This window comes from Streptomyces sp. NPDC027962 (genome assembly GCF_055566095.1).
Genome location: NZ_JBVHTA010000007.1, coordinates 1 through 21,284, shown reverse-complemented (window position 1 = coordinate 21,284; position 21,284 = coordinate 1). Strand labels below are relative to the sequence as shown.

Sequence of the window (21,284 nt, the reverse complement as noted above, 5' to 3'; positions counted from 1 at the left end):
ACGTCAGCCAAGCGAGCACCAGCAGCACGGGGCTACGCCAGGCGGGGCGGCGGCTCTTCGTATGGTCCTGTGCCTGGCCGGCCGCGTGCGTACCCGGCGGCCCGGGCGACGCGGCGTGAATATATCGTCTGCCGATATCGAGGCCCGTAAGACACGTTCCCCGTGCAGCCGAGGAGTGAACCCATGAGTAAGCCACCGACGGCGCCGGGGGTGCCCGATGAGCTGCATCGGCGGCTCGGCCTGGCCGATGCCGTGACGATCGGCCTGGGGTCGATGATCGGCGCGGGGATCTTCGCCGCGCTTGCCCCGGCCGCGGGCGTGGCCGGCTCCGGGCTGCTGCTCGGTCTGGCTCTGGCCGCGGTGGTGGCGTACTGCAACGCCACCTCCTCCGCCCGGCTCGCGGCCCTCTACCCGGCCTCAGGAGGTACGTACTTCTACGGGCGTGAGCGACTCGGCGACTTCTGGGGCTACCTGGCCGGGTGGGCGTTCGTGGTCGGCAAGACCGCGTCTTGCGCGGCGATGGCGCTCACCGTCGGTTCGTACGTGTGGCCGGGCCAGGCGCACGCGGTGGCCGTCGCGGCCGTGGTGGCGCTCACGGCGGTGAACTACGCCGGGGTGCAGAAGTCCGCGCTGCTGACCCGCGTCATCGTGGCTGTCGTCCTGGCGGTGCTCGCCGCCGTGGCCGTCGCCGCCTTCACCTCCGGCGCGGCGGACGCCGGCCGGCTGGACATCGGCGACGACGCCACGGCGGGCGGGGTCCTCCAGGCGGCGGGGCTGCTGTTCTTCGCCTTCGCCGGGTATGCCCGCATCGCCACGCTGGGCGAGGAGGTCCGTGACCCGGCCCGTACGACCCCCAGGGCGATCCCGATCGCGCTCGGCATCACGCTCATCGTGTACGCCGTCATCGCCGTTGCCGCCCTGACGGTGCTGGGTCCGAGGGGGCTGGCGGATGCGACCGCGCCGCTGTCGGACGCGGTTCGGGCCGCGGGCGCCGACTGGCTCGTACCTGTCGTACGCGTCGGCGCGGCGATGGCCGCGCTCGGTTCGCTGCTCGCGCTGATCCTCGGCGTCTCCCGCACCACCCTCGCGATGGCCCGGGACCGGCACCTGCCACACGCCCTGGCCGCCGTTCACCCCCGCTTCAAAGTCCCGCACCGGGCCGAACTCGTCGTCGGCGTGGTCGTGGCGGTGGCCGCGGCGACGGCGGACGTGCGTGGAGCGATCGGTTTCTCGTCCTTCGGCGTGCTGGCCTACTACGCCGTCGCCAACGCCTCCGCCTGGACCCTCACCCCGGACGAGGGCCGCCCCGCGCGCATCGTCCCCGTCCTCGGCCTGGCCGGCTGCCTCGTTCTTGCCTTCGCCCTGCCGCTCACCTCGGTCATCTCCGGTGCCGTGGTGCTGGCCGTCGGCGCCGCGGCCTTCGCGGTCCGCCGCGCGGTGGCCGGCCACAGGCCGTAGCCGTACGACGCGCCCGCCCCGCGTATGCGGAAAACCGGCGGTGCCCCTCTGCCGCGCGGGACGATGTCGGCACCCGACAAGTCTCGTTGACAGAGGGGCCCTCATGACCCAGCACGGCACCTGGCCCACCCGCCTGACCTCGACGGATGCGCCCGGGGCGGTGGTACTCATCCGCCTCTACGTCGGGGCGGTGTTCCTCTTCGAGGGTATTCAGAAGTTCCTTTACCCCGATCAGCTGGGCGCCGCCCGGTTCGACAAGGCCGGTATCCCCGCCCCGGGGTTCTTCGGACCCCTGGACGGGATCTTTGAGATCGTCTGCGGCGTGCTGATCCTGGCCGGGCTGCTCACCCGGCTCGCGGCCGTGCCGATGATCGTGAACATGCTCGGCGCGCTGTTGATCACCAAGGTCCCGATCCTTTGGGGCGACGCTCCTCTGTTCAACGGCGAGTCGGGCTGGTGGGACTTCGTCCACGAGTCCCGCACCGACCTGGCCCAGCTGTGCGGCAGCCTTTTTCTGCTGATCGTCGGGGCCGGCGTGTATTCCATGGACGCCCGTCTGGCCCCGGCATGCCCAACTGGAGGCCGCGACCCGTCCGTGACGCGGCGGCGGTCTCAGGACAGCTCGTCACCGAGGACTTCGCGGGCCAGCTCCGCCAGCGCCTTGCGGTCCTCGGCCAGGGCCTTCTTCCCCGCCTCGGTCGCCTTGTAGACGCGCCGGGTCCGGCCGTCGACGACCCGCTGCTCGGAGCTGAGCAGTCCGTCGGCCTCGAGCCGGTGCAGTGTCGGATACAGGGTGCCGGGGCTGATCTGGTAGCCGTGGGAGGCCAGTTCCTCGGTCATCCACGCGCCGTGGATCTCCTCCTCGACCGCGTGATGAAGGATGTGCAGCCGCACCGCGCCCCGCTGGAACTCCCGCACCGCAGTCCACCCTCCACACCCGCCGGGCAGTGACGAATCCGATATCGGAATCCGATCCTACGCCGACGCGCGGTGAGATCAGGTGCCTGAATCAGTGCACCTGATCTCCAATGGAGGCGGCGGGCGTTCCACGGTCGGTCCCGCCTTTCCCACTCGGGGTGCCGTTCGGCAGCCCCTCTCCGCGTCTTGTCAGGCGGTCACGCCGACGGGCTCGGCGCGCGGGGTCCGTGCGGCGAGATATCGCTCGGTGTCGATGGCGGCTTGGCAGCCGCTGGCGGCGGCGGTGATGGCCTGGCGGTAGGTGTGGTCGACGACGTCGCCGGCGGCGAAGACACCGGGGAGGTTGGTACGGGTGGAGGGGGCGTCGACCTTGATGTAGCCCTCGTCGTCGAGGTCGATCTGGCTGGTGAAGAGTTCGGTGCGCGGGTCGTGGCCGATGGCGATGAACAGTCCGGTGGCGTCGAGGTCGCGGGTCTTGCCGGTGATGGTGTCGCGCAGGGCGACGCCGGCGAGCATGCGAGCACGGAGGCGAGCGGAGCGGTCATCAGTTCTTCCTTATGGCAGGGACAAGCGTGTTGCAGGGAACGGAAAGCTTTATGAGCCGGGCAGGCTGTCCAGCAGTGCGGTGATGCGCGTATCGAGGGCTTCGCGGATGTTCCGTACGACGGCGATCGGGGCGCCCTCGGGGTCTGCGATCGGCCAGTCCAGGTAGCGGGGGCCGGGGATCACGGGGCAGGCATCGCCACAGCCCATCGTGACCACGATGTCGGCGGCCCGGACGACTTCGTCGGTCAGCGGCTTCGGATAGGCGTCTTCCAGCGGGACGCCGGCCTCGGTGAGCACCTGGACCACGTGGGGGTCGACCTGGCCGGTCGGTTCCGTCCCGGCGGAGGACGCGATGACCTCATCGTCGGAGCGGTGAGCGAGCAGGGCGGCGGCCATCTGGGAGCGGCCGGAGTTGTGGCTGCAGACGAACAGGACACGCGTCGGCCGGCCCACCACGGGCGCGGTCTCCAGGTGCGCGAGTGCGTCCAGCCGCTCGGCGGCGAACCGCTCCGTCAGCACCACGAGGTGGGTACGGATGTGTGCGGCCTGCGCGAGGCGCTCGTAGGAGTCGCCTACGAGGCGCTGTACCGTCTCGACCGAGAATCGGCCCTGATGGCGCACGGCGAGTCGGGCGACACCGGCGGCGAGACGTTCGTCGGGAAGGACCGGGTACGGGGACGCGGTCATGGCGAGAGCCCCCTGGGTTCAAAGAGGTCAGCCCAGGCTGGTATCAGCTCCGGGTGATGTGAGAGTATCAGTCCATGATGACGTCAGTCGATACTGATCTGATCCGGGTGCTGGGTGATCCCCTCCGCCTCCAGATCGTGACCCTGCTCTCCCGTGAAACGCTGTGCACCAGCCACCTCGTGGAGGAAACCGGCGCCAAGCAGACCAACCTCTCCAACCACCTGAGAGTGCTGCGCGAGGCCGGGGTCGTGGAGACGGAGCCTTGCGGCCGGTTCACCTACTACCGGCTCCGGCCGGACGTCATCGAGCAGCTTGCCGGTCAGTTCGCCGCTCTCGCGCAGACTGCGCGCCTGACCGCCGAGGCGAACTTCAAGCGTTCCTGCCCCTGACCCTGCCCCTGTGCCTCACCTGCCCGAGGAGACCCCGCCCGTGACCGCCACCGAGCCCGCCGCGAGCGACGCCATAGCCGCCGACACGTCGCCGCAGCCCGCCCCCGGCGCCACCCCGCCCCGCACCCCGCTCGCCGCCCGCGCCGCCGCCGAGATCGTGGGCACCGCCGCGCTGGTGGCGATCGTGGTCGGCTCCGGCATCCAGGCCACGAAGCTCACCGATGACGTCGCGCTGCAGCTGCTCGCGAACTCCACCGCCACCGTCTTCGGCCTCGGCGTCTTGATCGCCCTCCTCGGCCCGGTCTCCGGCGCCCACTTCAACCCCGCCGTCACGCTCGCCGAGTGGTGGACCGCCCGTCGAGGCGGCGCCGGGGTGAACGCCCGCGAGCTCGCCGTCTACGTGCCCTCCCAGATCGTGGGCGCGGTCCTGGGTGCCGTACTCGCGGACGCGATGTTCGGCGAGCCGCTGGTCAAGTGGTCCACGCACGACCGCTCCGCCGGGAACCTGCTCCTCGGCGAGGTCGTGGCGACAGCCGGCCTGGTCCTGCTGATCTTCGGCCTGGCCCGTACGGACCGCCTCCGCTTCGCGCCGGTCGCCGTGGCCTCGTACATCGGCGCCGCCTACTGGTTCACCTCCTCGACGTCCTTCGCGAACCCGGCGGTGACCATCGGCCGCGCCTTCACCGACACCTTCGCGGGCATCGCCCCCGCCTCCGTCCCCGGCTTCATCGGCATGCAGCTGATCGGTGCGATCGTCGGCCTGGCCCTGGTCGCAGTCATCTTCATGCGGCCCAAGGCGAGCGAGTGACCCAGCACGTGGACGTGTTGGTGATCGGCGGCGGCCAGTCCGGACTCGCCGCCGGCTACCACCTGCGCCGGCTCGGGCTGGACTTCGTGATCCTCGACGCGGGCACGGCCCCCGGCGGGGCCTGGCGGCACACCTGGGACTCCCTGCACCTGTTCTCGCCGGCCGCGTACTCCTCGCTGCCGGGCCGCCTGATGCCGCCGCAGGAGGGCGAGACGTACCCGGACGCGGCGCACGTCGTCACGTACTTGAAGGGCTACGAGCAGCGGTACGAGCTCCCGGTCGTACGGCCGATCCGCGTCGAGGCGGTCTACAGGGACGGCGACTTCCTGCGGGTCGAGGGAGACACGGGGACCTGGCGGGCCCACGCGGTGATCAGCGCCACCGGCACCTGGTCACGCCCGTTCGTCCCGGCCGTCCCCGGCCGTACGGAGTTCGCTGGCGCCCAGCTGCACACCGTCGATTACCGCAGCCCGCGCGACTTCGCCGGGCAGAGGGTGATCGTGGTCGGGGGCGGCAACTCCGGCGCGCAGGTCGCCGCCGACCTCGCATACGACACCGACCTCACCTGGGTCACCCTGCGCGAACCGCGCTACCTCGCCGACGACATCGACGGCCGCGCCCTCTTCGACCACGCCACGGCCCGTCGCCGCGCCCTCGACGTAGGTCGTACCGACACCGGCGGTGTCGCCTCCCTCGGCGACATCGTCGCCGTACCGCCCGTACGAGAGGCGCGGGACGCCGGCAAGCTCAAAGCCCAGCCGATGGTCGACCGGATCACCGCGACCGGCGTTGCGTGGGCCGACGGCACCACGGCGGATGCCGACGCGATCATCTGGTGCACCGGCTTCCGCCCGGCCCTCTCCCACCTCGCACCCCTGGGCCTGCGCGGACCCCGAGGCCACATTCCCACGACCGGCACCCAGGCAATCGGCGAACCCCGCCTCCACCTCCTCGGCTACGGAGACTGGACCGGCCCCGCCTCCGCCACCCTCATCGGCGTCGGCCGCCCCGCCCGCGAAGCCCCCCGCGCGATCGCCGCTCTCCTGGCAGATGGGTCAAGGTAGGGCCCTCACCGGTTCCGGTGAGGGTGAGCTGTCGGCGGTGGAAGTCGAAGTGCTGGGTCGGATAGCGGTAAAGCTCTGCGACGGTCATGAAGTCGTCGAAGAACGGGTCCCAGTGGTCGGGGTACGGCACACCGCTGGCGAGCGGGCTCTCCGGCTCAGAGTCCAGCCGTCGGTGCAGGCCGGCGATGGCCCGGTCGAACGTGACGGCCATACGCCGGGGTCCGAGGACCCGGACGGCGCCGACCGGGCCGAGGTAATTGATGACGTCGAACGGCCGAGTGGCCGCGTTCAGGAGCCCGGCGAAGGCGCGACCGACGGGGTTCGGCAGCCGGGAGAAGACGCGCATGAGGATCAGCAGAGGGCGCATCAGGACGTAGCCGAAGAGCATGTGGAAGAGCAGCTGCTCATTGGTCCAGCGGGTTCCCTAGGTGGGTCCGCGTAGGTCGGTGTCGGTGGCCGCATCCAGGAGATGATGGAACTCCGTACGAGCCCGCTCCAGCTCGTCATGGATCGCTTGGCGGTCCACCGGCGGCGCACTAGACATGGGCCGCACCGCCCTTTTTCGAATCGCCGGGCCGTCCGGGCGACGGCCTGCCTGATCCTTTGATGCCCCGTACGGCGTCGCGAATGCCTTGCGCCCGACGGTCAGTCGATGTGGGGGCTGCGGCGTTCGACGAGCACGACGTCGCGCCAGCGGCCGTGGTGGCGGCCGATGCGCTCGCGCGTGCCGATGACACGGAAGCCGGCGCGCGCGTGGACGGCGAGGCTGGCGGTGTTCTCGGGGAAGATGCCGGACTGGATGGTCCAGATTCCCGCCGCCTCGGTGGAGTCGATCAGTGCCGTGAGGAGTGCGGAGGCAACGCCCCGGCCGCGTGCGTCGGGGTGCACATAAACGGAATGCTCGACGACGCCCGCGTACGCGCACCGGTCGGAGACCTTGGTCGCGGCGACCCACCCCAGGACCCTGCCAGTCTCGTCGACGGAGGCGAAGCGGTGCTCGGGCAGCTTGGCGGCCTCAAACTGCTCCCAGGTGGGGGCGGTGGTCTCGAACGTGGCGTCGCCCTCGTCGATGCCGCACTGGTAGATGGCGATGACCTGCGCGGCGTGCCCGGCCGTGAGCGGTGCGACGGTCGCGAGGGAGACCGTCACGCGCTGGCCGCCCTGGTGAGCAGTGCGCCCATCGCCGCGAGGACAGCGGGCTCGACGCGGTAGTAGACCCAGGTGCCGCGGCGCTCGGAGGAGAGCAGCCCGGCCTCCTTGAGCTTCTTCAGGTGGTGGGAGACGGTTGGCTGGGAGACGCCGACGTCGGAGATGTCGCACACGCATGCCTCGCCGCCCTCGTGGGAGGCGACCGCGGAGAAGAGCCGCAACCGCACTTGATCGCTCAACGCCTTGAACATCTTCGCTGTCCGCTCGGCTTCCTCCGCCGTCAGTGGACGCTCGGCCAGCGGCGGGCAGCACGGCTCGACCTTGGGTTGGAGCAGCGGCAACACGGCGGCGTTCGACATGTGTCTATGTTGACACATGTCGAACCAGGCGGGCGAGGGTCAGATTGCGCTCATCAGGAATGCCGTCATGTGCCTCGCAATGCGGGCCGCGTCCCGGCCGACGCCACGCAGCGAGTTTGACGACAGGCTGCGCTGCCATTCGAGCCCCACGAACGCCAAGCCCGCCACCGGCGAGATGCCGCCCTGGTGCCGCGGTCGGGCTTCGGCGTCCAGAGCACCGTCGATTCCGGCCAGGTAGGGGACATCGGGTCGGTAGCCCGTCGCCAGGATGAGTGTGTCGACCGCTTCCCGGCTGCCGTCGGCCCAGGTCACTTCGCCGCCGCCGAGTCCGGCGAACACCGGCCGCCGGTCCGGGGCGCCTTGGGTGAGCGCGGCACGGTAGCGGCCGTCGTCGAGGGCCGGCTGCGGCGGCGGAGCCGAGAACAGGCTGCCGAGCGGGGCGATGTCCAGGCCCGTGACCTTGAGCCAGAAGTGCAGGTCGCGGCCGAAGGCGTGCTGGCGGGTGAACCGTACCGGCGCACGGGTCGCAAGCGTGACCCGTGCGCTGTGGGCGAGCTCGGCGGCGATCTGCACGGCCGAATTGCCGGCCCCGACCACGATCACCCGTTGACCGGCGAACGGATCCGGGTTTCGGTGGTCGGCCGCGTGCAGCACGGTTCCGGAGTACCTGTCGAGCCCGGGAAACACGGGGCGGTACGGGTTCCCGAAGGTGCCCGTGGCCACGACGACGGCCCGCGCCGCCAGTCGGCGGCCTTCCTGCAGGTCCACCTCGAACCCGCCGGCGGCTCGGCGGATGCGGGTGACGCGCTGCCGGGTGCGGATGTCGGCGTCCAGCCGTGCGGCGTAAGCGCTGAGGTAGTCGGCAACTTCGTCGCGGTGCGGGTAGCGATCCCGGTTCCGGCCGGGGAACGGCATGCCCGGCAGGGAAGCGTAGCGGGCGGGTGAGAACAAGGTCAGGCTCTCGTAATACCGCGGCCACGACCCCGCCGCCCGGTCCGATGCCTCCAGAACCACCGGCCTCATGCCCTGTGTGACCAGCGCATGTGCTGCGGCCAGCCCGGCCTGACCCCCTCCGATCACCGCAACATCCACTTGCTCCACGAGGACCCTCCAATTCGACGAATGTCTATGTTGACGCACATCGAAGCAGATGCCATGCTGGCCGCGCAAGCCATCGACAGACGTCGAAGCAAAAAGGGGAACCGTCGTGAACGCCACCGCTACCGACCAGCTGCCTGTCCTCGTGATCGGGGCCGGCCCCACCGGCCTGGCCGCCGCCGCCCACCTTGTTGAGCGCGGTCTCGAACCCCTCGTCCTGGAGGCGGGCCCGACCGCCGGCGCGGCGGTGCGCGAGTGGTCGCACGTGCGGCTCTTCTCCACCTGGGGCGAGGTCACCGACCCGGCCGCCGAGAAGCTCCTGGCGCCGACCGGCTGGGTGAAGCCCGAGGCGCAGACCTACCCGACCGGTGTGGACTGGGCGGAGCAGTACCTCCAGCCGCTCGCCGACGTCCTGAGCGACAAGGTCCGCTTCGGTGCCACCGTCACCGGCGTCTCGCGGGCGGGCCGTGACCGGATCGTCGACGCCGACCGCGAGAAGCAGCCGTTCGTCGTCCACGTCACCCACGCCGACGGCCGAGAGGAACGACTCTTCGCCCAGGCGGTGATCGACGCGTCGGGTACGTGGGCGACCCCGAGTCCGGCCGGAGCCTCGGGTCTCGCGGCCCTCGGCGAGAAGGCGGCGGCCGACCGCCTCTCCTACCGCGTCCCCGATCTCAAGGACCCCGTCACACGCGCCCGCTACGCGGGCAGGCGCATCGCCGTCATCGGCTCCGGCGCCTCCGCCTTCACCGCGCTCGCCTCCCTCGCCGACCTGGCGAAGGCGGAGGACGGCACCGGGACGAAGGCGGTGTGGATCCTGCGGCGAGGCATCTCGCGCTCAACCTTCGGCGGTGGCTCGGCCGACCAGCTTCCCGCCCGCGGAGCGCTGGGCCTGGCCGCCAAGGCCGCCGTGGACGTGGGCCACGCCGACGCGGTGACCGGCTTCCGCACGGAGGCGATCGAGCGTGACGGCGAAGGCCGCCTCATCCTGGTGGCGGAGGACGGCCGACGGCTCGACCCGGTCGACGAGGTCATCGTCCTCACCGGCTTCCGCCCCGACCTGTCCTTCCTCTCCGAGCTCCGCCTCGGTCTCGACGAGCGTCTCCAGGCGCCGGTGCGGCTGGCCCCGCTGATCGACCCCAACCAGCACTCCTGCGGCACCGTCTACCCCCACGGCGTGAACGAGCTCTCCCACCCCGAAGAGGGCGTCTACCTGGTCGGCATGAAGTCCTACGGACGAGCCCCGACCTTCCTCACCCTCACCGGCTACGAGCAGGTCCGCTCGATCGTCGCCGCCATCGCCGGCGACCGTGAATCGGCCGAGCGCGTCGAACTCGTCCTCCCGGAGACTGGCGTCTGCGGGGGTGCCGGCCTCTTCGACCAGCCCGGCACCGACCAGCAGGCCGACGGCGGGGGCTGCTGCGCCCCCGCCCCCGCGCTCATCCAGCTCGGCAGCACCAACGCCGGCTCCTCCTGCGGCTGATGCCCGACCTGAACACCCGCACAGACGGGGCCGCGACCGGAACGGGGGACCGGTCGCGGCCCCGCGCAGTGCTTCCTGCTCTCTGCCTGACCCAGATCACCAGCTGGGGCATCGTCTACTACGCCTTCCCCGTCCTGCTCACCCGCATCACTGCCCACACCGGGTGGTCGGCGGGTGCGGCGACGGGCGCGTTCTCCCTGGCCCTTCTCGTTTCGGCAGCGGCAGGCGTGCCCATCGGTCGCGTCCTGGACCGACGTGGTCCGCACCTCGTCATGACAGCCGGCTCCGTCCTCGCCTCTTTCGCCCTGCTGGCCGTGGCAGCAGCGCCCAGCCTCCCCGCTTTCTACGTGGCTTGGGGACTCGCGGGCATCGCCATGGCCGCCACCTTCTACCACCCCGCCTTCGCCGCCCTCACCCGCTGGTGGGGCACCGACCGCGTCCGCGCGCTCACGATCGTCACCCTCGCCGGCGGCCTCGCCTCCACCGTCTTCGCCCCGCTCACCGCCACCCTCGCGCAGCACCTCGACTGGCGCGCGACCTACCTCGTGCTGGCCGGCGTCCTCGCTGTCGTCACCATCCCCGCCCACGCGCTCGCCCTGCGAGCACCCTGGCCTCCCGCGGCGCACCCCCAGGACCCCGAACGGTCCACTGGAGACGACGGGACTACGCGCAGTCGCCCCTTCGTCTTGCTTGCTGCCGCGTTCACCCTCTCCGGCTTCGCCATGTACGCGGTCGTCATCGGGCTCGTACCGCTACTCGAGGAGCGCGGCGCGAGCCCTACCGCCGCTGCGTGGGCACTCGGCCTCGGCGGCGCCGGCCAGACCCTCGGGCGAACCCTCTACGCCGCCCTCGCCACCCGCACCACCGTCACCACTCGAACCGCCGTCCTGATCGCCCTTGGCGGCGCCACCACCACGGCCCTCGCGCTGGTTTCGGGCCCGATCCCTCTCCTCGTCCTGCTCTCTGTCCTTGCCGGAGTCGTACGAGGCAACCTCACTCTGCTCCAGGCCACGGCAGTCACCGACCGCTGGGGGGCCGCCCAATACGGCCGTCTCTCCGCCCTTCTCACAGCACCGGCCACCATCGCCGCAGCCCTCGCCCCTTGGGCCGGAGCCGCCCTCGCCGGCCTGCTCGGCGGCTACGGCGCCCTGTTCCTCGCGCTGGGCGGAAGCTCCTTCGCGGCAGCCCTCCTCGCGACACGAACGGTTGCGAGAGAGAAGGCCGGGTCTACCGGGGCCTGATGTCCACGAGCGCTCGACACAGCGCCGTCGCATCGCCGACCGCCTCCCTGTCGGCGTCCAAGATCACGAGCCGTTGGCCGACGAAGGTTCTGGAAGCGGGCACCCGGCTCAGGTATTTCTCGTGTCGACGACACCGGCTGAGGGGGGAAGCGGTCGACAACTCCGTGATCGAAAAGTCGTCGTCACAGAAGTTGTGCCAGAACCTGAAAACGGTTCTGGCAGAACTTCCGTGAAACCACGCCGCCCGGGCTCGTGCCGGCCTCTGGACGATCCGCTGACCTGCCGGTTCACCCGGGTCACCTGCCTCGGATACCGGGAGCCGGTACGACTGCACGGAAGTTGTGCCAGAGCCCAAACTCGTGAATAAAGCCACGTCAGGGAGACGGCCTGCTTCGATGAGGGGGACCGGCCCGGCCTGCGCGGCTTCACAGAAGTTGTGCCAGAGCCGAGTTTCGACAGCACCTCCGTGCATGTGGGCTACGGAACTTTGGGCGGTCAGCGCAGGATGTGGACCGCGTAAAGCGCGCCGACGCCTGTGGCGAGGGTGCCGAGCAGGAGTCGAAGCGCGACCTCCGGCAAGTGCGGCTGGAGGCGCGCGCCGACGTATCCGCCGACGAGGCCCCCGGCTCCGCAGGACAGGCCCAGCAGCCAGTCGGGGGCTACGTCGCCTGTAGCGGTCAGGGAGAGCAGCGCGTAGCTGGCCGCTCCGACGATGGAGGTAACGAAAGTGGAGGCCAGGGCAGCGGGCGCGACTGTGGCGACCGGTGCTCCGCGGCCGACGAGGATCGGCCCGGGCAGGGAGCCGCCCCCAATCCCGTAGATGCCGCCAGCGACACCGACGGCGAGGGCCAGCACCCTCGTCGCTCGGGGCGAAAGAGGGTGGGGCGTCCGGGAGGGTGCAGGGCGCACGGTCCGCAGCCACAGCCACACCCCGAGCGGCAGGAGCAGCGCCGCAACGAGGAGACGGAAGACGCGGGGGCCGGGAACAGCGAAGACCCTGATCGCGGCGCCGATGACGACACCGGGCACGGTGCCAGCGATCAGCAGGCGGGTCAGCGCCCCTCCCAGACGCTCGGCCCGCCAATAGCGCACGAGGGCACCGGGACCGGCCACGACGTTGTAGAGCAGATTCGTCGGTGTCACGGCCGGGCTCGGCACACCCAGCACGCTGACCTGCACGGGCAGCAGGAAGACCGCTCCAGAGACGCCTACGGGCGCCGTAGCCACCGATATCAGAAGCCCGGCGGCAAACCCGAGCAACCCCATCGACCACTCCACGACAACCCCCCGCAGGAACCGCTACCAGCGCCCGGAACAGCTCCGGATCGGGCGCCGGCCGTTCTCGTGAACATCGACCCCGGCCCGATCCAACCGCCTCCCGTGGTCATGAACAACTGCTGTCCCGACCCGGGTTCCGGCACAACGTTTGTGAGGTCGGGCAGATCTCTGGTGCTCAAGGCCAGCGAGCCCGGAGCAGTGGCAGGTACACGGTTTGCACTTTCTATGCCTCAACTACCCGCACAAGGTGCCCTGCTGCTCGTCGGCAGTTGGAGGAGGACGGTCGGTCGTGCGGCCGGTGAGACATACAGCTGCCAGAAGGACGCTGTGCGCGGTGACGGACCACGAGGTCTCATGATCGCGAGGCTACCAAGACTCTTGGGACTGGCCGTGAACTGTTTCCTCTTGGGGCCGTTTCAACTCGAAGGGGTCAATCCCTCTCTGCCCGCCGCCGGGCAAGTCGAGAGGCGGCCAGGCCGGTTACGAGGGCGCCAAGCGGCACGAGGAGGTCCATCCAAGGGGCTCTGACTGGTTTGTAGACGGCGGTTCCGTCCTTGATCACGATGAAGCCGCGGGGTCGGGCCGCGGCTCCTCCGCCGCCTCCGCCGCCTTCTCCGTTCTTGGCTGCCGTGGTGTCGCGGCCGACGCCGCCGCCGAAGCCGTAGGCGATCTCGGCGACGGGGATGACGGTGATGTTGCCGCTGGTGACGGGCTCGCCGTAGACGGCTCGTACGGAGGCCCGTGCGCCGAGTTTGTCGGCCAGGTGTTCCAGCAGGTCGGCGGAGGCGCGGGCGATGGTCGACTCCGCCGGTGGGGCGGGCTGGGTCTTGTCGTCAGGGGTGGTCATGGGGTGCCTCCGTAGTCCTGCGTACGGCGGTGCCGAGGATGTGGGTGCCGGCGGGCATCGGGATCCGGGTCGTGGGGAAGTCGAAGCGGTCGACGGTGGTCAGGGTGAAGCCGGCGGCGGTGATTGCCGTCTGGGTGTCGCGGCCGGTGTGGCAGCCGCCCATCAGTCGCGGCCAGACGGTGGCGTCGAGGGCGCGCTGGACGCGCCGCATCGCGGGCGAGCGGGCTTGGACGTGTTCGAAGAACCGGAGTTGGCCGCCGGGTCGGAGGACCCGGTGAAGTTCGGCGAGGGCGGCGTGCGGGTCGGCGATGGAGCAGAGCGTCAGGCACACCACCGCCGCGTCGAAGGAGGCGTCGGGGAAGGGGAGTTGCTCGGCGCGGGCCTCGCGCATCTCCAGGGGGAGGGAGGTTTCGGAAGCCCGGTCCTCGGCGAGTGCGCGGAGGTTTGGTTCCGGCTCGACGGCGACGAGTCGTGTCACCTCGGGAGGGTAGTGGGGGAAGTTCAGACCGTTGCCGGCTCCGACCTCGATCACCTCGCCGGTCAAGCCGGCCAGGAGCCGCCGTCGGTGTTCGGCGACACCCGCCTTCTCCATGGCCGGGCCGGCGAGCCGGGTGTAGAAGCGGGCGAAGAGCGGGTGTGGCTTGATCGGTTGCGTCACAGCGACCGTCTCCTCTACGGAAGCCCCCAGGGGCTACTCTAGTATGCGGAGGTGCTACATAGTGAAGTCACTTCACGATATGCCGGAGTGGCCTGTTCCCGCCAGGGCTTCGCTCGACCGGCTCTTCGAGCTCGCTGAGGTTCTGGGCGCGATGATGCAGCGCGGCATGGCCGAGAAGGGGCTGACCACGGCGCGCGCGGGAGTGCTATGGGCCTTGCTCCATGACGGGCCCATGACGCAGCGGGCCCTGGCCGCCCAGCTGGGAGTCACCCCTCGCAACGTGACCGGGCTCCTCGACGCATTGCAGGAGGACGGGCTGGTGGTTCGCGAGCGGCACCCCACCGACCGGCGGGCCACGCTCGTATCCCTCACGGGCGAGGGGCGCTCGGTCGCGTCGGCGCTGCGGGGTGGGCGCGATGAACTGGCGGCCCTGCTGTTCGCGGACGTGCCCGCGGATCAGCTCGACACTTTCACCGCGACCCTGGCGCAGGTGACCGAGCGGCTCAGGGCCGTCGGTGCCGACGGCCGCCAGTGACCAGCTGGGCGGGCGGCTGATCACGGCTGTTTCGGCTGCGTGCCCGGGTACCGGTCCGTGGCAGTTTCGGGCGGGTGTTGCCGGGCCGTTGATCGGACTTGGGGCCGGCGTTGCTTGCCGTCGCGGGGTCGGTCGGCGGTCAACGGGTGTCGGGGCGGTGTTCGGTGATCCAGCGGGCGGCGAGGAGGCCGGAGGCCGCGGTGAGGACGGCGGCGGCGATGACGGTGGCGTTCAGGCCGAGCCAGTCGGCCAGGATCCCGGCGACCAGAGCGCCGACGGCGTAGCCGATGTCGCGCCAGAAGCGGTAGGTGCCGAGGGCGTTGGCGCGCCAGGCGGGGTGGGCGTGGTCGGATATGGAGGCGATGAGGGCCGGGTAGACCATGGCGGTGCCGAGGCCCAGGAAGACCGCGGAGAGGACTCCGGCGAGCAGGGGGCTGTCGAGCAGGGCGAGAGCGAGGACGAAGCCGACCGCCTGGACGAGCATGCCCGTGACGATCAGCGGTTTGCGGCCGATGCGGTCGGCGAGGTGGCCGGTGGGGATCTGGCCGATGCCCCACAAGATCGGGTAGAGGCCCTTGATGAGGCCGACGGCGGCCAGACCCAGGCCGTGGTCCGTGAAGAGCAGGGGGAAGACGCCCCAGGTGAGGCCGTCGTTGAGGTTGTTGACCAGGCCGGCCTGGCTGGCGCCGCGCAGGGAGCGGTTGCGCCAGGACGTACGGATGAACGTGGCCTTCAGACCGGTGTCCTCGTCGCTGGGCAGCGGCTTGGAGTGCTGGGCGAGTTCGAGGGCGACGTGCGCGGCTGTGTCGCGGACGACCAGGGCGAGAGCCAGTCCGGCGACGACGAACACGACACCGATCAACTCCGGGACGGGGCGCAGGCCGTAGGACGTCGCGAGGTAACCGGTGAGCAGGGCGGTGACGCCGACGGCGGTGTATCCGGCGGCCTCGTTCAGGCCGGTCGCGAGTCCGCGGCGGGACGGGCCGACCAGGTCGATCTTCATGTTGACGGTCATCGACCAGGTCAGGCCCTGGTTCAGGCCGAGCAGCACGTTGGCCGCGACGATCCAACCCCAGGACGGCGCCCAGGCGAGAACGAAGGGCACGGGGATGCCGATCAGCCAGCCGGTGACGAGGAGTTGCTTGCGGCGGAAGCGTGCGGTCAGCGCACCGGCGGCCAGATTGGTGAGGGCCTTGGTGACGCCGAAGGCGATGATGAAGGAGAAGACGGCCAGGTCGCTGGTGAGTCCGAAGGTCTCGGACCCGATGAGCGGCACGGTGGTGCGTTCGAGTCCGACGAGTCCGCCGACGCAGATGTTGACGATGACGAGCAGGGTGAACTGCAGCCGGTTCTCGCGCAGGCCGAGGCGCACGGGCCGCCCGTGTGCATCGGTCGGTGACGTGGTCGAAGGGGTGGCGTTCACGCGTGCGTGCCCTCGGTTCCCTGGACGAGCTTCTGTGCGTGCGCGGCGGCGTAGTCGCTCGGTCCGCCGTCGAGGACGGCGATGCCGGTGCGGCCGGCGCGCTCCAGGAGACTCGCGGCGGTCATGGCGCGCTCGCCGTGACCGCAGGCCACGACCGCGCCCGCGGGGGCGTCGGCGGCATGCGCGGGGAGCGTGCCGAGTTCGATGCCGAGGGCGCCGGGGACGTGTCCGGCCGCGAACTCCGACTCCTGCCGCACGTCGACGTACGGGCGGTTCGCGGCCCTTTCGGCGGTGACGAACTCGGTGGTGGTCTGCGGGTTTCCGGCCGCCGTCCAGCTCGGCCATGCCGCCGGAGAGACGGCCCGCCAGCCGCTCGTACCCGATCTTGTGCGACTGCCAGACGACCTCCGACAGGTCCTGGTCGTCGTTGGTGACGAACGCGAGCGGGGCGGTGTCGGGCAGGAGCCAGCCCAGCCAGGTCGCAAACTGGCCGCGCAGCGGGATCGAGAGCGAGCCGGGGATGTGGCCGGCTGCGTAGTCGGCCGCCGGGCGGGCGTCGACGACATGGCCGCCGTCCGCGAGCAGGGTGCGGACCTGGTCGGCCGTCAGGCCGGGCAGTGCGGGTGAGGTGGCGAGGACGGCGGGGCCGCGCCGGTTGGCCTCGGAGAGGCGGTCGAAGTAGGCCGGGTATGAGCCGAGGCTCGTGAGGAGCTGTCGTACGAAGGTGTCCTCGTCCGGGGCGGCGAGGAGCGGGTTGGTCTGCTTCTGGGTGCCGATGGTGCTGGTGCGTTCGGCCCCGGGTGGGGCGGAGCAGAACGAGCCGGCGCCGTGGGTCGGCCACACGGCGGTCGTGTCCGGCAGCTCGGTGAGGCGGTGAAGGGAGCGGTACTGGGCGCGGGCGATTTCTTCGGTGCGGTCGGCGCCGAGGAGGTCGGTGCGCGCCGCGGAGCCGACGATCATCGAGCCGCCGGTGAAGACCCCCAGCTCCCGGCTGTCGTCGAGGAGGAGGAAGGAGAGGTGTTCGTCGGTGTGGCCCGGCGTGGCGAGGGCCCGCAGCGTGAGGCCGCCCAGGTCGACCTCGTCGCCGTCGCCGAGGCCCCGGTGGTCGAAGGCACGCTGTCCTGCCGCGGAGGCCAGGACGGTCGCGTCGTCGTCGTGGGCGAGCTGGAGCGCGCCGGAGAGGAAGTCGGCGTGCAGGTGGGTGTCGGCGGCGAACGCGACGCGCAGTCCGCGCCGGGCGGCGGCCGCCTTCAGGGCCCGCAGATCCCGGCTCGCGTCCACGGCGAGTGCGCGGCCGTCACCGAGGTCGACGAGGTAGGCGCTGTTGCCCAGGCCCTGGTCGACTAGCGGAATCAGATGATCGTCGGCGAAGCCCATGGTCCTGTCCTTCCGAAGCTGACTGCCGGGCGGAGTGCGATGCCGCCGGACTTCGTTTACAGTAATCCATAGATATTTGGAGGAAGCAATGCGGGAAGCCACCACCAGCGTCAGGAAGTCCGCCCTCTACGACGCCTTCGCGACCAGCGGCAAGGCGCTGGGCAGTGGAAAGCGCCTTGAACTGCTTGATCTGCTGGCCCAAGGCGAGCGCACTGTCGACGCGCTCGCCAAGGCATCCGGGCTGAACCTGACCACTGGCTCCGCCCATCTGCAGACGCTCAAGCAGGCAGGGTTCGTCGCCACCCGACGCGAGGGTGTCCGCATCCACTACCGGCTCGCCGGAGACGACGTCGCCCGGCTTCTCGTCCTCCTGCGGAAGGTGGCAGACCGCCACCAGTCCGCCGTCCCTGCAGCCCGGGACGCCTACCTGGGCGACGACGCGGCGGCCGAGGTCAGTCATGAGGAACTGCGCGCCCGCGTCGCCGCCGGGGGAGTGACGGTGCTCGACGTCCGGCCGGTGGAGGAGTACCGGGCCGGGCACATCCCCGGTGCGCTCAGCATCCCGGTCGCGGAGCTGACGGACCGCATCGGAGAGCTGCCCGAGGGGGAGGAGATCGTCGTCTACTGCCGGGGCGAGTACTGCGCCTTGGCCTACGACGCCGTACGGCTGCTGACCGACCGTGGACGCCGGGCGATCCGCCTCCACGACGGCATGGTGGAGTGGCGCCTGGCCGACCTGCCTGTCGACACGGCGGACCTCACGTGAGCGCCGCGCCCGGAGGACCTGACGTGCTCCCCGCGATCGGCGGTATCCCGCCGCACCCGGGACTCGCCCGTGGGCCTGTCTATCTCGACTACAACGCCACCACACCCGTGGACCCGCGGGTCGCCGAGGCGATGCTGCCGCACCTGACCGACTTCTTCGGCAACCCCTCCAGCAGCCACCCCTTTTCCGAGGCGCCGCGCCAGGCGCTCGCCGAGGCCCGCACCCAGGTCGTCGGCCTCCTCGGCGCCCGGCCGGGTGAGATCGTGTTCACCGCCTCCGGCTCCGAGGCCGACCTGCTCGCGCTGCGCGGCGCCGTACTGGCCTCCGGCCGCTCGCGCCCGCACATGATCACCCAGGCGACCGAGCACCCGGCGGTCCTGGAGACCTGTCGCGCCCTGGAACGCCTGCACGGAGCACGCGTGACTGTGCTGCCCGTCGACGGGCACGGCCTCGTCGACCCCGCCGCACTGGCTGGTGCCCTTACCGACGACACGGTCCTGGTGTCGGTGATGGCTGCGAACAACGAGACCGGCGCCCTCCAACCGATCACCGAGCTCGCTGCCCTCGCGCACGAGCACGGGGCCCTGTTCCACTGCGACGCAGCCCAGGCCGTGGGCAAGATCCCGATCGACGTCGAGGCACTTGGCGTCGACCTGCTCACCGTGGTCGGCCACAAGATGTACGCGCCGAAGGGTGCCGCCGCGCTGTACGTCCGCGATGGCGTCCGCCTCGAACCGGTCGTCTACGGTGGCGGTCAGGAACATGGCCTGCGTGCCGGCACGGAGAACGTGGCACTGGCCGTGGCCCTCGGCGCCGCCGCCCGTATCGCTGCCGAGGAGCTCACCGCCGGGGCCCCGGCTCGTGTCGCCGCCCTGCGCGACGACCTCCGCGCGCGACTCGTCGCAGCCTTCCCCGGACGCGTGCACCTCAACGGCCCGGAGCGGGAACGCCTCCCCAACACCCTGAACGTCAGCATCGACGGCGTACTCGGGCACGAACTCCTCGCCGCGGCCGGCGGGATCGCCGCTTCGACAGGATCGGCCTGCCACAGCGGAGCCCACAGCCCCTCACCCGTTCTGACCGCCATGGTCCTCGAACCGGCCCGCGCGCTCGGTGCCCTTCGGCTTTCCCTCGGGCGTTGGACGACGTCCGAGGAGATCGAGACGGCGGTCACCGCTCTCGCCGAGGGGGCCGCCGCACTGTGACCGCGTTCTCCGACCCCGCGGACTCCCGCACCTCTGGCCCGGATCTAGTTGTCGACGGCACCGGCCTGCTCTGCGTCACGCTCCTGCTGCGCCTGCGCAAGGAGATCGACGGAGCGGCGCCGGACACCGTCGTCCACGTCGTCGCCACCGACCCCGCCGCCCCACTCGACCTGCCCGCCTGGTGCCACACGACCGGCCACGACTACCTCGGCCCCGTACCCGACCCGGCAGGCCGGCCCGTCTACGCCCTCCGGCTCGTCGCCGATGCTCTGGCCACCAGGCCCGACGCCCCCTGGCACCGCACGGCCCGGGACGGCTCCGGGGCGTAGCCGAGCATGTGAGCCACGTACAACCCGCCGAGCCGGCGGCTGGCCCGGTCCTCCTGTTCCTTGGTCCGACGGTCCCGGCGCGACGGCGGCTGGCAGGACACGCCGCCGCCCCCGGACGAAAGGAGCCGCCGCGCTACGCGTCGGTCAAGAGAGGGCCGAAGGTCTGACGGCTGATCTCCTGAGCCCGGTCTCGGCCGACGATCGGCCCGTCCCCTCTTCGTGCCCCCGGTTCGCGCTCTCGGCCTCGCGAGAGTGCCGTCATCCGCCTCGTCATCGAAGCGGCACCCGCCCGGCAGTCGGGGCCTGGTTCAGCAGAGTGCGCTGCCCGTAGCGGGTCCGGCCCTGTGGCTTGAACACCGACAGGGCGGTAGCACCCAGGAGGACGAGCAGCGCCGCGCCGGACTGGACGACGAGCTGGGTCCGCAGGCCGACGAGGTCGTCGACGGTCCATTGCGGGGCGGCCGCGGAATCGGCGATGCGGCTGACGGACGGCATGTGGAGGAGCAGGGCGCCGGTGGCCAGCACCGTGATCGCGAGCTTCACCGTGACCCAGTAATGGCGCAGCAGACCCCACGTGGTCCCGACGGCCGACGCGATGCCGGTCGAGAGTGAGGCGAAGCAGAGCGGCACGATGACGCACCAGCCGGTCACGCCCATCGCCACATAGACCGACCGCACCGTCAGGGCGTCCCGCGCGACCAGGCCGGTGACGGCCAGGGCCAGGAAGACGGCGACCGCGCCGAACCAGCCGAGCGACGCCGTCACATGGGCGGTCAGGGCCGACTTGCGTGCGCGGGGCGACATCGCCATCAGCCGTGGCCCCGCATACCCCCGCCTGCCAGGTGCAGAGCGAGGAAGGCCACGACGAGCACGGCCGCGCGCATCAGCATGGCGGTCACCCAGCGGGGCCGGGGTACGTGCGGGGGAGCGGGCTGGTGGCGGGCATCGGGCATCGGGGAACTCCCCTTCGAGCAGGAACGGCGCGCTGCCGTCGGGTGCCGCTCAGCTTTTGCGAGACAGTATGTCTCTGTCAAGTCACTCTGTTGCGTCCCCGTCGTCCCGTAGATTGTCGGCATGCCGAAGCTGTGGACCGAGACGATCGAGGCGCACCGAGGTGCCGTGCGTGAGGCGGTCCTCGACACCGTCGCCGCGCTGGTCGCGGAGCACGGGCTGCTGTCCGTGACGATGTCGCGTCTCGCCCAGGAGGCCGGCATCGGGCGTGCGACGCTGTACAAATACTTCCCGGACGTCGAATCGGTCTTGGCCGCCTGGCACGAGCGCCGGGTCGCCGACCACCTCGCACGGCTCGAGGCCGTACGGGACCGGCTCACCGACCCCGCCGAGCGGCTACGGGGCGTCCTTGAGGCATACGCCCTCATGACGTACGAACGCCACGAACACCACGGCACCGACATGGCCGCACTCCTCCACCAGGGCGCCGGAATCGCTCACGCGCACCAGCGGCTCCTGGACCTTGTTACGGGACTCGTGGCCGAAGGTGCGAAGAGCGGCGCGCTCCGGGACGACGTCGCCGCCGGCGAGCTCGCCGCGTACTGCCTGCATGCCCTAGGTGTTCTGTCCATGGAGGTTGGTGACAGCGATCACTGACGTGGGATCTTGAAATGGGTGAGGGCCTTCTGGCTCGGTGTGGATTGCGACATCTGCA

25 protein-coding genes and 2 pseudogenes are annotated in these 21,284 nt (G+C 71.0%); 12 read left to right on the top strand and 15 right to left on the bottom strand.

Going from position 1 to position 21,284, the window contains the following annotated elements:
• Positions 1-183: 183 nt before the first annotated feature.
• Positions 184-1,458 (top strand): APC family permease, encoded by a 1,275-nt coding sequence (locus ACZ4SA_RS08780; protein WP_468271292.1) that lies wholly within the window; start codon positions 184-186, stop codon positions 1,456-1,458.
• A gap of 103 nt (positions 1,459-1,561) precedes the next feature.
• Positions 1,562-2,167, top strand: a complete 606-nt coding sequence (locus ACZ4SA_RS08775) for a DoxX family protein (RefSeq protein ID WP_468271290.1) — start codon at positions 1,562-1,564, stop codon at positions 2,165-2,167.
• On the opposite strand, the gene ACZ4SA_RS08770 is transcribed toward ACZ4SA_RS08775, so the two are convergent.
• The 3 genes and pseudogenes from ACZ4SA_RS08770 to ACZ4SA_RS08760 form a co-directional block, all read right to left on the bottom strand.
• The gene (locus ACZ4SA_RS08770) at positions 2,071-2,376 is read right to left on the bottom strand and encodes an Rv3488 family transcriptional regulator (protein WP_468271288.1); all 306 of its coding nucleotides are present in this window, start codon (positions 2,374-2,376) and stop codon (positions 2,071-2,073) included. The genes ACZ4SA_RS08775 and ACZ4SA_RS08770 overlap by 97 nt on opposite strands.
• Positions 2,377-2,565: 189 nt before the next feature.
• A pseudogene (locus tag ACZ4SA_RS08765) lies at positions 2,566-2,889 on the bottom strand (NAD(P)/FAD-dependent oxidoreductase); the annotation flags it as partial.
• Between the two features lie 81 nt (positions 2,890-2,970).
• Positions 2,971-3,609 carry an arsenate-mycothiol transferase ArsC gene (locus tag ACZ4SA_RS08760; RefSeq protein WP_468271287.1) on the bottom strand — a complete coding sequence of 213 codons (639 nt, stop codon included), beginning with the start codon at positions 3,607-3,609 and terminating at the stop codon, positions 2,971-2,973.
• A 74-nt stretch (positions 3,610-3,683) separates the two neighbouring features.
• Between ACZ4SA_RS08760 and ACZ4SA_RS08755 the strand changes: the two genes are divergently transcribed.
• Genes ACZ4SA_RS08755 through ACZ4SA_RS08745 form a run of 3 tightly spaced genes read left to right on the top strand, consistent with a single transcriptional unit; the run spans position 3,684 to position 5,870 of the window.
• Positions 3,684-3,998 carry an ArsR/SmtB family transcription factor gene (locus ACZ4SA_RS08755; RefSeq protein ID WP_468271285.1) on the top strand — a complete coding sequence of 105 codons (315 nt, stop codon included), beginning with the start codon at positions 3,684-3,686 and terminating at the stop codon, positions 3,996-3,998.
• Positions 3,999-4,038: 40 nt separating this feature from the next.
• Positions 4,039-4,806 (top strand): aquaporin, encoded by a 768-nt coding sequence (locus tag ACZ4SA_RS08750; protein WP_468271283.1) that lies wholly within the window; start codon positions 4,039-4,041, stop codon positions 4,804-4,806.
• Positions 4,803-5,870: an ArsO family NAD(P)H-dependent flavin-containing monooxygenase gene (locus ACZ4SA_RS08745; protein ID WP_468271281.1), complete on the top strand. Its 1,068-nt coding sequence runs from the start codon at positions 4,803-4,805 to the stop codon at positions 5,868-5,870. Before ACZ4SA_RS08750 ends, ACZ4SA_RS08745 begins: the two co-directional genes overlap by 4 nt.
• Here the strand turns inward: ACZ4SA_RS08745 and ACZ4SA_RS08740 are convergent.
• The 4 genes from ACZ4SA_RS08740 to ACZ4SA_RS08725 form a co-directional block, all read right to left on the bottom strand.
• Positions 5,797-6,258 carry a DinB family protein gene (locus tag ACZ4SA_RS08740; RefSeq protein ID WP_468271279.1) on the bottom strand — a complete coding sequence of 154 codons (462 nt, stop codon included), beginning with the start codon at positions 6,256-6,258 and terminating at the stop codon, positions 5,797-5,799. The two genes, ACZ4SA_RS08745 and ACZ4SA_RS08740, sit on opposite strands and share 74 nt — an antisense overlap.
• Positions 6,259-6,515: 257 nt before the next feature.
• Positions 6,516-7,019 (bottom strand): GNAT family N-acetyltransferase, encoded by a 504-nt coding sequence (locus ACZ4SA_RS08735; protein ID WP_468271277.1) that lies wholly within the window; start codon positions 7,017-7,019, stop codon positions 6,516-6,518.
• Positions 7,016-7,378, bottom strand: coding sequence for an ArsR/SmtB family transcription factor (locus ACZ4SA_RS08730; protein ID WP_468271275.1), 363 nt, complete (start codon positions 7,376-7,378; stop codon positions 7,016-7,018). The genes ACZ4SA_RS08735 and ACZ4SA_RS08730 overlap by 4 nt, the downstream gene beginning before the upstream one ends.
• 39 nt (positions 7,379-7,417) lie before the next feature.
• Positions 7,418-8,596 carry a flavin-containing monooxygenase gene (locus ACZ4SA_RS08725; protein WP_468271273.1) on the bottom strand — a complete coding sequence of 393 codons (1,179 nt, stop codon included), beginning with the start codon at positions 8,594-8,596 and terminating at the stop codon, positions 7,418-7,420.
• Between ACZ4SA_RS08725 and ACZ4SA_RS08720 the strand changes: the two genes are divergently transcribed.
• Together ACZ4SA_RS08720 and ACZ4SA_RS08715 are read left to right on the top strand one after the other, a co-directional pair.
• Positions 8,586-9,959 carry an NAD(P)-binding domain-containing protein gene (locus tag ACZ4SA_RS08720; protein WP_468271271.1) on the top strand — a complete coding sequence of 458 codons (1,374 nt, stop codon included), beginning with the start codon at positions 8,586-8,588 and terminating at the stop codon, positions 9,957-9,959. The genes ACZ4SA_RS08725 and ACZ4SA_RS08720 overlap by 11 nt on opposite strands.
• A complete protein-coding gene (locus ACZ4SA_RS08715; protein ID WP_468271269.1) occupies positions 9,959-11,200 on the top strand; it encodes an MFS transporter in 1,242 nt (413 codons plus the stop codon). Before ACZ4SA_RS08720 ends, ACZ4SA_RS08715 begins: the two co-directional genes overlap by 1 nt.
• 495 nt (positions 11,201-11,695) lie before the next feature.
• Here the strand turns inward: ACZ4SA_RS08715 and ACZ4SA_RS08710 are convergent, their stop codons facing one another.
• The 3 genes from ACZ4SA_RS08710 to ACZ4SA_RS08700 all read right to left on the bottom strand — a co-directional run bounded on the left by ACZ4SA_RS08710 (position 11,696) and on the right by ACZ4SA_RS08700 (position 13,917).
• Entirely contained in the window at positions 11,696-12,478 is a 783-nt protein-coding gene (locus ACZ4SA_RS08710) for a sulfite exporter TauE/SafE family protein (RefSeq protein WP_468271267.1), read from the bottom strand.
• 430 nt (positions 12,479-12,908) lie between these two features.
• Positions 12,909-13,325 carry a GerW family sporulation protein gene (locus ACZ4SA_RS08705; protein WP_468271265.1) on the bottom strand — a complete coding sequence of 139 codons (417 nt, stop codon included), beginning with the start codon at positions 13,323-13,325 and terminating at the stop codon, positions 12,909-12,911.
• Positions 13,312-13,917, bottom strand: a complete 606-nt coding sequence (locus tag ACZ4SA_RS08700; RefSeq protein ID WP_468271841.1) for a class I SAM-dependent methyltransferase — start codon at positions 13,915-13,917, stop codon at positions 13,312-13,314. The genes ACZ4SA_RS08705 and ACZ4SA_RS08700 overlap by 14 nt, the downstream gene beginning before the upstream one ends.
• Positions 13,918-14,062: 145 nt before the next feature.
• On the opposite strand from ACZ4SA_RS08700, the gene ACZ4SA_RS08695 reads away from it, so the two are divergent.
• Complete coding sequence (locus tag ACZ4SA_RS08695; RefSeq protein WP_468271263.1) at positions 14,063-14,518, top strand: MarR family winged helix-turn-helix transcriptional regulator; 456 nt, start codon at positions 14,063-14,065, stop codon at positions 14,516-14,518.
• 139 nt (positions 14,519-14,657) lie between these two features.
• On the opposite strand, the gene ACZ4SA_RS08690 is transcribed toward ACZ4SA_RS08695, so the two are convergent.
• From ACZ4SA_RS08690 to ACZ4SA_RS08680, 3 genes and pseudogenes are all read right to left on the bottom strand, one after another.
• On the bottom strand, positions 14,658-15,941 hold the full coding sequence (locus ACZ4SA_RS08690; protein WP_468271839.1) for an MFS transporter: 1,284 nt from the start codon (positions 15,939-15,941) through the stop codon (positions 14,658-14,660).
• A complete protein-coding gene (locus ACZ4SA_RS08685) occupies positions 15,938-16,198 on the bottom strand; it encodes a rhodanese-like domain-containing protein (protein WP_468271837.1) in 261 nt (86 codons plus the stop codon). The genes ACZ4SA_RS08690 and ACZ4SA_RS08685 overlap by 4 nt, the downstream gene beginning before the upstream one ends.
• Before the next feature lie 139 nt (positions 16,199-16,337).
• Positions 16,338-16,901 (bottom strand): annotated as a pseudogene (locus tag ACZ4SA_RS08680) (rhodanese-like domain-containing protein); the annotation flags it as partial.
• 505 nt (positions 16,902-17,406) lie between these two features.
• Between ACZ4SA_RS08680 and ACZ4SA_RS08675 the strand changes: the two are divergent.
• Genes ACZ4SA_RS08675 through ACZ4SA_RS08665 form a run of 3 tightly spaced genes read left to right on the top strand, consistent with a single transcriptional unit; the run spans position 17,407 to position 19,618 of the window.
• Positions 17,407-18,084: an ArsR/SmtB family transcription factor gene (locus tag ACZ4SA_RS08675; protein ID WP_468271261.1), complete on the top strand. Its 678-nt coding sequence runs from the start codon at positions 17,407-17,409 to the stop codon at positions 18,082-18,084.
• Between the two features lie 23 nt (positions 18,085-18,107).
• Positions 18,108-19,289, top strand: a complete 1,182-nt coding sequence (locus ACZ4SA_RS08670; RefSeq protein ID WP_468271259.1) for a cysteine desulfurase family protein — start codon at positions 18,108-18,110, stop codon at positions 19,287-19,289.
• On the top strand, positions 19,286-19,618 hold the full coding sequence (locus ACZ4SA_RS08665; RefSeq protein WP_468271258.1) for a sulfurtransferase TusA family protein: 333 nt from the start codon (positions 19,286-19,288) through the stop codon (positions 19,616-19,618). Before ACZ4SA_RS08670 ends, ACZ4SA_RS08665 begins: the two co-directional genes overlap by 4 nt.
• A 270-nt stretch (positions 19,619-19,888) precedes the next feature.
• Here the strand turns inward: ACZ4SA_RS08665 and ACZ4SA_RS08660 are convergent, their stop codons facing one another.
• Both ACZ4SA_RS08660 and ACZ4SA_RS08655 read right to left on the bottom strand, forming a co-directional pair.
• Positions 19,889-20,428 carry a hypothetical protein gene (locus ACZ4SA_RS08660; RefSeq protein WP_468271256.1) on the bottom strand — a complete coding sequence of 180 codons (540 nt, stop codon included), beginning with the start codon at positions 20,426-20,428 and terminating at the stop codon, positions 19,889-19,891.
• Positions 20,428-20,571, bottom strand: a complete 144-nt coding sequence (locus tag ACZ4SA_RS08655) for a hypothetical protein (RefSeq protein WP_468271254.1) — start codon at positions 20,569-20,571, stop codon at positions 20,428-20,430. Before ACZ4SA_RS08655 ends, ACZ4SA_RS08660 begins: the two co-directional genes overlap by 1 nt.
• Before the next feature lie 121 nt (positions 20,572-20,692).
• On the opposite strand from ACZ4SA_RS08655, the gene ACZ4SA_RS08650 reads away from it, so the two are divergent.
• Positions 20,693-21,226 carry a TetR/AcrR family transcriptional regulator gene (locus tag ACZ4SA_RS08650; protein ID WP_468271252.1) on the top strand — a complete coding sequence of 178 codons (534 nt, stop codon included), beginning with the start codon at positions 20,693-20,695 and terminating at the stop codon, positions 21,224-21,226.
• Positions 21,227-21,284: the final 58 nt, after the last annotated feature.

Excerpts from the sequence above, each read along its gene's own strand:
- ACZ4SA_RS08780 (WP_468271292.1), top strand. The coding sequence starts at position 184 with ATGAGTAAGCCACCGACGGCGCCGGGGGTGCCCGATGAGCTGCATCGG.
- ACZ4SA_RS08775 (WP_468271290.1), top strand. The coding sequence starts at position 1,562 with ATGACCCAGCACGGCACCTGGCCCACCCGCCTGACCTCGACGGATGCG.
- ACZ4SA_RS08760 (WP_468271287.1), bottom strand. The coding sequence starts at position 3,609 with ATGACCGCGTCCCCGTACCCGGTCCTTCCCGACGAACGTCTCGCCGCC.
- ACZ4SA_RS08755 (WP_468271285.1), top strand. The coding sequence starts at position 3,684 with ATGATGACGTCAGTCGATACTGATCTGATCCGGGTGCTGGGTGATCCC.
- ACZ4SA_RS08740 (WP_468271279.1), bottom strand. The coding sequence starts at position 6,258 with ATGCTCTTCGGCTACGTCCTGATGCGCCCTCTGCTGATCCTCATGCGC.
- ACZ4SA_RS08730 (WP_468271275.1), bottom strand. The coding sequence starts at position 7,378 with ATGTCGAACGCCGCCGTGTTGCCGCTGCTCCAACCCAAGGTCGAGCCG.
- ACZ4SA_RS08715 (WP_468271269.1), top strand. The coding sequence starts at position 9,959 with ATGCCCGACCTGAACACCCGCACAGACGGGGCCGCGACCGGAACGGGG.
- ACZ4SA_RS08705 (WP_468271265.1), bottom strand. The coding sequence starts at position 13,325 with ATGACCACCCCTGACGACAAGACCCAGCCCGCCCCACCGGCGGAGTCG.
- ACZ4SA_RS08700 (WP_468271841.1), bottom strand. The coding sequence starts at position 13,917 with ATGGAGAAGGCGGGTGTCGCCGAACACCGACGGCGGCTCCTGGCCGGC.
- ACZ4SA_RS08695 (WP_468271263.1), top strand. The coding sequence starts at position 14,063 with ATGCCGGAGTGGCCTGTTCCCGCCAGGGCTTCGCTCGACCGGCTCTTC.
- ACZ4SA_RS08675 (WP_468271261.1), top strand. The coding sequence starts at position 17,407 with ATGCGGGAAGCCACCACCAGCGTCAGGAAGTCCGCCCTCTACGACGCC.
- ACZ4SA_RS08660 (WP_468271256.1), bottom strand. The coding sequence starts at position 20,428 with ATGGCGATGTCGCCCCGCGCACGCAAGTCGGCCCTGACCGCCCATGTG.
- ACZ4SA_RS08655 (WP_468271254.1), bottom strand. The coding sequence starts at position 20,571 with ATGCCCGATGCCCGCCACCAGCCCGCTCCCCCGCACGTACCCCGGCCC.
- ACZ4SA_RS08650 (WP_468271252.1), top strand. The coding sequence starts at position 20,693 with ATGCCGAAGCTGTGGACCGAGACGATCGAGGCGCACCGAGGTGCCGTG.